The sequence below is a fragment of the Nocardioides eburneus genome, from assembly GCF_040838215.1.
In the GTDB taxonomy this organism is placed as follows: domain Bacteria; phylum Actinomycetota; class Actinomycetes; order Propionibacteriales; family Nocardioidaceae; genus Nocardioides; species Nocardioides eburneus.
In genome coordinates this window covers 25537-33356 of sequence record NZ_JBFPJR010000037.1, presented here as the reverse complement: position 1 = coordinate 33356, position 7820 = coordinate 25537, and the positions used below count along the sequence as shown (strand labels likewise).

Here is a 7820-nt window from a genome sequence, read left to right as displayed (position 1 = left end):
CGGAAGTTAAGCCTTTCAGCGCCGATGGTACTGCAACCGGGAGGTTGTGGGAGAGTAGGACGCCGCCGGACATACTTCTGGTAGAGGCCGCCTTCGGGCGGCCTCTACTGTATTTCCAGGGATGTTGTGAGATCGGTCGCGGGAGCGGCCAGTGAGGATGGATGCCGTGGCTGAGGAACGCCGCAGCAATCGATCGCAGGGCTCATCGTCGCGCGGCGGGCGCTCGACGGGTGCTGGTCGCTCGTCGGGCGGTGGCCGCGCGACGAGCGGAGGGCGCTCGGGCGGTAAGCCTGAGCAGGGCCGGGCGAAGGGCGCGAAGAAGCCCGGTGGTTTTCGTGACAGCAAGCCGTCGGGCTCTAACCGTCGCGGTGGGCCGGGGGAACGTCCCACGCGTGGTGGTCAGCGGTCGGGTGGCCGCCAGGGTGAAGGAGCCGGCAAGAAGCCGTATGGCTCGTCCGCCGGTCGCCAGGGTCCGGCGACGAGTCGGGGTCCGCGTGGCGGGGCTCCGCGCGAGCGTGAGCCTCAGGTCGAGCGGACCCCGGATCAGCGCGCGTACGACGGCCCGGACCTGCCCGAGGAGATCACCGGCAAGGAGCTGGACCGGTCGATCGCCGCGCAGCTGCGTGGTCTCCCGGAGAAGCTCGCGTCCCGGGTCGCTCGGCACCTCGTCGCGGCGGGTACCTACATCGACGAGAACCCCGAGCTGGCCTACCAGCACGCGAAGGCCGCGAAGGCCCGGACCCAGCGGATCGCCGTCATCCGCGAGGCGCTCGGAGAGGCGGCGTACGCCGCAGGTCACTATGCCGAAGCGCTCTCGGAGTTGCGGGCCGCGAAGCGCATGAACGGCGCGACGGCGTACCTGCCCATCATGGCGGACTGCCACCGTGCCCTCGGCCAGCCGGAGCAGGCGATCAAGCTCGCGCACAGTCCTTCGGTGGCGAACTTCGCGCCCGAGGCGAAGGCGGAGATGACGATCGTCGAGGCCGGCGCGCGCCGGGACATGAAGCAGCTCGACGCTGCGCTGCGGACGCTCGAGCAGGCACCGCTCCTGAGCAAGAGCCGGGCTCCGTGGGTCGTGCGGCTGCGGTACGCCTACGCCGACACGCTCGAGGCCGCGGGCCGGCTGACGGACGCGCTGACCTGGTTCCACCGTACCTTTGCGATCGACGCGGACGAGCTGACGGACGCCGCCGAGCGCGCGGAGAGTCTCGAGAAGCGCGTCGACCGTTGAGCTCGGCACCAGTCGGCCGGTAGATCTGCCGGTCGACTGGTGCACACGGCTCTCATGCGTCACAATGGTCACGACAACTACATCCGTGTGATTAAGCCTGAGGTTTTTCATCGTTCCTTTCGAGCCCGCTGGGGAAGGCGTCGCTCGCGCCGGAACGAAGGAGACCAACGGTGACCGCACACATGAACACACGCAGCGCCACCCGCACCGCGACGAGGGGCGTGCTCTACGTGCACTCTGCGCCCTCGGCGCTGTGCCCGCACGTGGAGTGGGCCGTCGGCGGGGTGTTGGGTGTCGCGGTGAACCTCGACTGGACTCCCCAGCCCGCCCAGGCCGGCACCTATCGTGCCGAGCTCTCCTGGACCGGGTCGGTGGGTTCGGCGGCCGCTGTGGCGTCCGCGCTGAAGGGGTGGAACCACCTTCGCTTCGAGATCACCGAGGAGCCGACCTCCAGCTCGGAGGGCGCCCGCTTCTCGTACACTCCGGAGCTCGGTGTCTTCCACGCCGTCACCGGGCTCCACGGCGACATCATGATCCCCGAGGACCGGCTCAAGGCCGCGGTCGTGAAGGCGGCCCTGGGGGAGACCACGATCAACGTCGAGATCGACAAGCTTCTCGGCAAGCCGTGGGATGACGAGCTGGAGACCTTCCGGCACGCCGGTGAAGGTGCGCCGGTGCGCTGGCTCCACCAGGTCGTCTGAGGTTCGTGAAACGACGAGGGGCCCGGAGCATCGCTCCGGGCCCCTCGTCGGCGTCAGTGTTGGGGGAGCCTCACGGCTTCACGAGCCGGAAGTGGCTCGCGTTGAGCCATCCGGAGTATTGATCCGGGTTGGCGTTGTAGGTCAGCTTCGCCTTGATGGTGAACGTGCCCGGGACCGTGTTGGACTTGCAGATCCGCCAGGTCTTCTTGCCGTGCTTGGGATCCGCCCCGCCGAGGATCACGTCCGACCCGAGGCGGCCGCCGCGCGGTCCGGTCAGGAAGGTCTCCAGGCTCCACTCGGTGCCGGCGGACCCAGGCGGCTTGACCGTATAGGTGTAGGCGTAGTTGTGGCAGCCCTTGCGGAGCACGCGCTTCCACTTCGACGAGGTGGACCCCATCTTCTTCCACTGCGCCGCCGTGGGCCGCGCGGAGCTCGACGACGAGTCCGACGAGCCGCCGAGAAGCCCACCCAGGGGCCCCAGCAGCCCGCCGGAGAGGCCGAGGACGGCGACGGCGCTGTAGACGCCCGCCTTGCGTTGTGCAGCAAACATGAACCCTCCCGTGGCGTTCCTCACGGGACTAACGCGACCGGCCGGACGTGGTTACGCCCCACACGCGGGACCTCAGAGCGGGATGTTGCCGTGCGCGCCTCGGCGTACGCCGTAGGTCTGGATGGCCTCTTCGATGGCCGCAGCGATCGCGCTGCGTGTGCGGGTGGGTTCGACGACCTCGTCGACGACACCGATCTCGACGGCCTTCTCCACGCCGCCGGCGATCCGCTCGTGCTCAGCGGCGAGCTCGGCCTCCACCTGCGGGCGCAGATCGGGAGCGACCTCCGCCAGCTTGCGGCGGTGGAGGACCCGGATCGCGGCGACCGCGCCCATCACGGCGACCTCGGCGCCCGGCCAGGCGAACACCCTCGTCGCCCCGAGAGAGCGGGAGTTCATGGCGATGTAGGCACCGCCGTACGTCTTCCGCGTGACCAGGGTGACGCGAGGGACGACGCACTCGCCGAAGGCATGGAGCAGCTTGGCGCCGCGGCGTACGACGCCGTCCCACTCCTGGCCGACGCCGGGCAGATAGCCGGGCACGTCGACGAGGACGATCAGGGGTACGCCGAGGCTGTCGCACATCCGGACGAAGCGCGACGCCTTCTCTGCGGAGAGAGAGTCCAGGCACCCCCCGAGACGCAGCGGGTTGTTGGCCACGACCCCGACCGTGCGGCCTCCGAACCGGCCGAGCGCGGTGACGATGTTGGGCGCCCAGCGGGCGTGCAGCTCCTGCATCGTTTGGTCGTCGAGCACGCCCTCGACGAGCGGGTGGACGTCGTAGGCGCGCTTCTTCGACTCGGGCAGGTGATGGGAGAGGTCGTGGTCGTCGACAGCGCTGACGTCGAGACCGCCCTGGGCGCCGAGCAGCGACGCGACGCCACGGGCTCGGTCGAGCGCCTCGCGCTCGCTCTCGGCCAGGATGTGGACCACGCCCGAACGGCGTCCGTGCGGCTCGGGGCCGCCGAGCCGCAGCATGTCGACGTCCTCGCCGGTGACGGAGCGCACGACGTCGGGGCCGGTGACGAAGATGCGGCCGTCGGGGCCCAGGATGACCACATCCGTCAGCGCCGGACCATAGGCGGCCCCGCCGGCGGCCGGGCCGAGGACGACCGAGATCTGCGGGATCTTGCCGGACGCCTGGGTCATGACCTGGAAGATGCGGCCGACAGCGTGCAGCGACAGCACGCCCTCGGCGAGTCGAGCGCCGCCGGAGTGCCACAGACCGATGATCGGGACCCCATCGGTGATCGCCCGGTGGTAGGCATCCACCACGACGCGGCAGCCCTGGTCGCCCATCGCGCCGCCCATGACGGTGGCGTCGGAGCAGAAGGCGACGGCGCGGGTGCCGTCGACCGTCCCGACGGCGGCGAGCATGCCGGAGTTGTCGTCGGGCGAGATCAGCTCGAGGCTGCCGTCGTCGAAGAGCGCCGTGAGCCGGGTGACGGGGTTGCGCGGGTCCTGCTCACGCGGCAGCTTGGCGGGCCTCGCCGGAGCAGGGGCCTGGGTCTGGTTCAGTGTCATCAGAGGCTTCCGAACGCGACCGCGACGTTGGCACCGCCGAAGCCGAAGGAGTTGTTGAGGGCCGCGATGTCGCCGACCGGCAGCTCGCGTGCCTTGGTGGCGATGTCGAGCTCGACCTCGGGGTCGAGGTTGTCGAGGTTGATCGTCGGGGGCGCGAGCCGGTGGTGGATGGCCAGGATCGTGGCGATCGACTCCAGGGCGCCGGCGCCGCCGAGCAGGTGACCGGTCATCGACTTGGTGCTGGTCACGACGACCTCGTTCACGTGGCTGCCCAGGGTCGCGTGGAGCATGAGGCCCTCCGCGATGTCGCCCTGCGGTGTGGACGTGGCATGGGCGTTGACGTGGGCGATCGCGGTCGGCGAGATCTCCGACTCGGCCAGCGCACGCACGATCGCGCGGCTGCCGCCACGCCCGGCCGGGTCAGGCTGGGCGATGTCGTGGGAGTCGGCCGTGATGCCGGCGCCGAGGACCTCGGCATAGATCCGGGCACCGCGGGCCTGGGCGTGCTCGAGCTTCTCGAGGACGAGGACGCCGGCGCCCTCACCGAGCACGAAGCCGTCACGGCCGGTGTCCCACGGACGGCTCACCGTCGTCGGATCGCCGCCCTCCTGTGATCCGGACTTGGAGAGCGCCATCATGTTGGCGAACGCGGCGATCGGCAGCGGATGGATGGCCGCCTCGGTGCCGCCCGCGAGGACGACGTCGGCGCGTCCCAGCCTGATCTGGTCGACGGCGAGCGCGATCGCCTCGTTGCCGGAGGCGCACGCGGACACCGGCGTCTGCGCGGCCGCCCGCGCGCCGACGTACAGGCTGATGTTGGCCGCCGGAGCGTTGGGCATCAGCATGGGTACGGCGAGCGGGCTGACCCGGCGCGGTCCCTTCGCAAGGAGCGTGTCGTAGTTGTCGAGCAGCGTCGTGACGCCGCCGATCCCCGACGCCACGGCCACGCCGACACGGTCGCCGTCCAGCCCGCTGTCCGCGGCGGTGCCGTCGAAGCCGGCGTCGCGCCAGGCCTCCATCGCGGCGACCATGGCGAACTGGGCCGACCGGTCGAGGCGTCGCGCCTTCACCCGGTCGAGCACCTCCGAGGGCTCGACGGCGACCCTGCCGCCGATCTTCACGGGCAGGTTCTCGACCCAGTCATCGGTCAGCATGCGGATCCCGGAGCGGCCCTCGATCAGGGCGTCCCAGGTGCTGGGAACGTCTCCGCCCACCGGGTTGGTGGTGCCCATCCCGGTGACGACGACACGTGTACGGCTCATGGTGGCTCTCCCCTGAGGGTGGTGGGGGTGGAACTGGTCAGGTGACGGTGAGGCCGGCGATCAGGCCTGGGCGCGCTCGATGAACGCGACCGCGTCACCGACCGTCTTGAGGTTCTTGACCTCCTCGTCGGGGATCGAGACGCCGAACTTCTCCTCGGCGGCGACGACGACCTCGACCATGGACAGGGAGTCGACGTCGAGGTCATCGACGAACGACTTGTCGAGCTGGACATCGTCGACGTCGATGCCGGCGACCTCGTTGACGATGTCGGCGAGGTCTGCGCGGATCTCTTCGGTGGTGGCCATCTGATTCCTCTCGGGATGTGGGTTGGTGCTGAAACCGGTGGGGTCGAGCGAGCGGGCGCTCGCTCAGGGGACGACGACGACCTGGGCGGCGTAGACCAGCCCGGCGCCGAAGGCGATGAAGAGCGCGACGTCGCCCGACTTCGCCTGGCCCTCGTCGATCATGCGGTCGAGGGCCAGCGGGATGGAGGCCGCGGAGGTGTTGCCCATCTCGGCGATGTCGCGCGCGATCGTGACGTGGTCCGGGATCTTCATGGACCGCGCGAGCGCGTCGATGATCCGCATGTTGGCCTGGTGCGGCACGAAGCAGTCGAGATCGTCGGCGGTGATGCCGGCGCGGTCGAGCGCCTCCTGGCCGATCTTGGCCATGGCGAACGAGGCCCAGCGGAAGACCGGGTTGCCGTTCATCGTGAGGTACGGCGTCTCGCCCGACTCGAGCGCGTCGCGCCAGTCGGCCTTCTGGGTGATCAGGTCGGCACGGTCGCCCTCGGAGCCCCACACGACCGGGCCGATGGCCGGGGTGTCGCTGGGGCCCACGACCGCGGCGCCCGCGCCGTCGGCGAAGATGAATGCAGTCCCGCGGTCGGTGACGTCGGTGAGGTCGGAGAGTCGCTCGACCCCGATGACCAGGACGTGGCGCGCGCTGCCGCCGCGGATGAAGTCCGCGGCCATCGAGATGCCGTGACAGAAGCCCGCACATGCGGCGGAGATGTCGAAGGCGGCGGCGTTCTCGGTGCCGAGCTCGCTGGCGATCGTGGTCGCCACGGACGGGGTCTGGATGAAGTGGCTGACGGTCGCCACGATCACGCAGTCGATCTGCCTCGCCTCGAGACCCGCCCGCTCGAGAGCCTTGCGGGCCGCGGCGACCGACATCATCTGCACGGTCTCCTCCGGCGTCGCCCAGCGGCGCTCGACGATGCCCGAGCGGGTGCGGATCCACTCGTCGCTCGAGTCGATCGCGTCGACGATCTCGGCATTGGGGATGACGCGGGAGGGGCGGTAGCCGCCGACGCCGAGGATGCGAGCATGGTCGGCGCCGCGCGGCGCGGAGATGGTGACCATCACAGAACCCCCTCCGGGTGCAGGCGGAGCAACGGCTGGCCCGGCGAGACCAGGTCGCCGTCCTCGACGAGCCACTCGACGACCTGCCCACCGTGGGCGGCGGTCACCGAGATCGTGTCCCGCAGGCTGGCGATGTCGCCGATCGCGGTGCCGCTCGGAAGGATCGTGAGGTCCGCGGCCTCTTGCGAGAGCCGGAAGGTGCCCTTGGCGGGGGAGACGACCATGCGCCAGGTGGGGGAGGTCTCGATCGGGTTCGACTCACCGTGCTTCTCGCAGAAGGCGCGCGCGTCGTCGAGCTGGTCAGGCGTCTTGAGCGCGAAGGTCTCCACGCCCTTGAGCGCCCGCTTCGCGATCCCGGTGAGGGTGCCGGCCGGAGGCATCTCGAGGATGCCCGTGACGCCGAGGTCGGCCATCGTCTCAAGGCAGAGGTCCCACCGGACCGGGCTGGCGATCTGGCCCACGATGCGGCGGAGGACCTCCGTGCCGTCGTGGACGATGCGGCCGTCGCGGTTGGAGATGATCGCCGTACGCGGGTCGTGGACGGAGACGCTGCGGGCGAGCCGCGCGAGGTGGCCGACGGCGGGCTCCATGTGGACGGTGTGGAAGGCGCCCGCGACGCTGAGCGGCATCAGCCGCGCCCGAGACGGCGGATCGGCGGCGAACGCTTCGAGCTGGGCAAGGGTTCCGGCCGCGACGACCTGCCCCGGGCCGTTGTCGTTGGCCGCCGTGAGCCCGTGGCGCTCGATGGCGGCGAGGACCTCGTCACGGTCGCCGCCGAGCACCGCGGTCATGCCGGTCGGGGTGGCGGCCGCGGCACGTGCCATGGCGTTGCCGCGCTCGCGGACGAGGACCATGGCCTGCTCGGCGCTGATCGCCCGCGCGCCGGCCGCCGCGGTGAGCTCACCCACGCTGTGGCCCGCGACGGCGCCGATCTGGGCGAAGGCGTCCGCAGGGTGGGGGAAGAGCTGGAGCGCCGCGACGAGCCCCGTCGCGACCAGGAGCGGCTGCGCGATCTCGGTGGCACGGATCGCGTCGGCGTCGGCGGCCGTGCCGTAGTGGACGAGGTCGACCCCCGCCACGGTCGAGAGCCACTCGATGCGGGCCGCGAAGTCGGGGTCCTCGAGCCACGGGGTGAGGAAGCCTGGGGTCTGAGCCCCTTGTCCGGGGGCGACGATGACGAGCACGCCTTC

The 7820-nt window shown here is 70.7% G+C and carries 8 protein-coding genes and 1 rRNA gene; 3 read left to right on the top strand and 6 right to left on the bottom strand.

What is annotated here, in order from left to right:
• The 3 genes from rrf to AB3X52_RS16745 form a co-directional block, all read left to right on the top strand.
• Positions 1-71, top strand: a 5S ribosomal RNA gene (gene rrf / locus AB3X52_RS19410); the annotation flags it as partial.
• An 86-nt stretch (positions 72-157) separates the two neighbouring features.
• A complete protein-coding gene (locus AB3X52_RS16750) occupies positions 158-1231 on the top strand; it encodes a tetratricopeptide repeat protein (RefSeq protein ID WP_367995236.1) in 1074 nt (357 codons plus the stop codon).
• Positions 1232-1401: 170 nt separating this feature from the next.
• Positions 1402-1932: a DUF3145 domain-containing protein gene (locus AB3X52_RS16745; protein ID WP_437440573.1), complete on the top strand. Its 531-nt coding sequence runs from the start codon at positions 1402-1404 to the stop codon at positions 1930-1932.
• A 70-nt stretch (positions 1933-2002) separates the two neighbouring features.
• Here AB3X52_RS16745 and AB3X52_RS16740 read toward each other — a convergent pair whose 3' ends face one another.
• From AB3X52_RS16740 to AB3X52_RS16715, 6 genes are all read right to left on the bottom strand, one after another.
• Complete coding sequence (locus tag AB3X52_RS16740) at positions 2003-2482, bottom strand: hypothetical protein (RefSeq protein WP_367995235.1); 480 nt, start codon at positions 2480-2482, stop codon at positions 2003-2005.
• Between the two features lie 72 nt (positions 2483-2554).
• Positions 2555-4003 carry an acyl-CoA carboxylase subunit beta gene (locus tag AB3X52_RS16735; protein ID WP_367995234.1) on the bottom strand — a complete coding sequence of 483 codons (1449 nt, stop codon included), beginning with the start codon at positions 4001-4003 and terminating at the stop codon, positions 2555-2557.
• Positions 4003-5265: a beta-ketoacyl-[acyl-carrier-protein] synthase family protein gene (locus tag AB3X52_RS16730; protein ID WP_367995233.1), complete on the bottom strand. Its 1263-nt coding sequence runs from the start codon at positions 5263-5265 to the stop codon at positions 4003-4005. The genes AB3X52_RS16735 and AB3X52_RS16730 overlap by 1 nt, the downstream gene beginning before the upstream one ends.
• Before the next feature lie 60 nt (positions 5266-5325).
• The gene (locus AB3X52_RS16725) at positions 5326-5571 is read right to left on the bottom strand and encodes an acyl carrier protein (RefSeq protein ID WP_348858872.1); all 246 of its coding nucleotides are present in this window, start codon (positions 5569-5571) and stop codon (positions 5326-5328) included.
• A gap of 63 nt (positions 5572-5634) precedes the next feature.
• On the bottom strand, positions 5635-6630 hold the full coding sequence (locus tag AB3X52_RS16720; RefSeq protein WP_367995232.1) for a beta-ketoacyl-ACP synthase III: 996 nt from the start codon (positions 6628-6630) through the stop codon (positions 5635-5637).
• Positions 6630-7814, bottom strand: a complete 1185-nt coding sequence (locus AB3X52_RS16715; protein ID WP_367995239.1) for an acyltransferase domain-containing protein — start codon at positions 7812-7814, stop codon at positions 6630-6632. Before AB3X52_RS16715 ends, AB3X52_RS16720 begins: the two co-directional genes overlap by 1 nt.
• Between the last annotated feature and the right edge of the window lie 6 nt (positions 7815-7820).

Excerpts from the sequence above, each read along its gene's own strand:
- AB3X52_RS16750 (WP_367995236.1), top strand. The coding sequence starts at position 158 with ATGGATGCCGTGGCTGAGGAACGCCGCAGCAATCGATCGCAGGGCTCA.
- AB3X52_RS16740 (WP_367995235.1), bottom strand. The coding sequence starts at position 2,482 with ATGTTTGCTGCACAACGCAAGGCGGGCGTCTACAGCGCCGTCGCCGTC.
- AB3X52_RS16735 (WP_367995234.1), bottom strand. The coding sequence starts at position 4,003 with ATGACACTGAACCAGACCCAGGCCCCTGCTCCGGCGAGGCCCGCCAAG.
- AB3X52_RS16730 (WP_367995233.1), bottom strand. The coding sequence starts at position 5,265 with ATGAGCCGTACACGTGTCGTCGTCACCGGGATGGGCACCACCAACCCG.
- AB3X52_RS16725 (WP_348858872.1), bottom strand. The coding sequence starts at position 5,571 with ATGGCCACCACCGAAGAGATCCGCGCAGACCTCGCCGACATCGTCAAC.
- AB3X52_RS16720 (WP_367995232.1), bottom strand. The coding sequence starts at position 6,630 with ATGGTCACCATCTCCGCGCCGCGCGGCGCCGACCATGCTCGCATCCTC.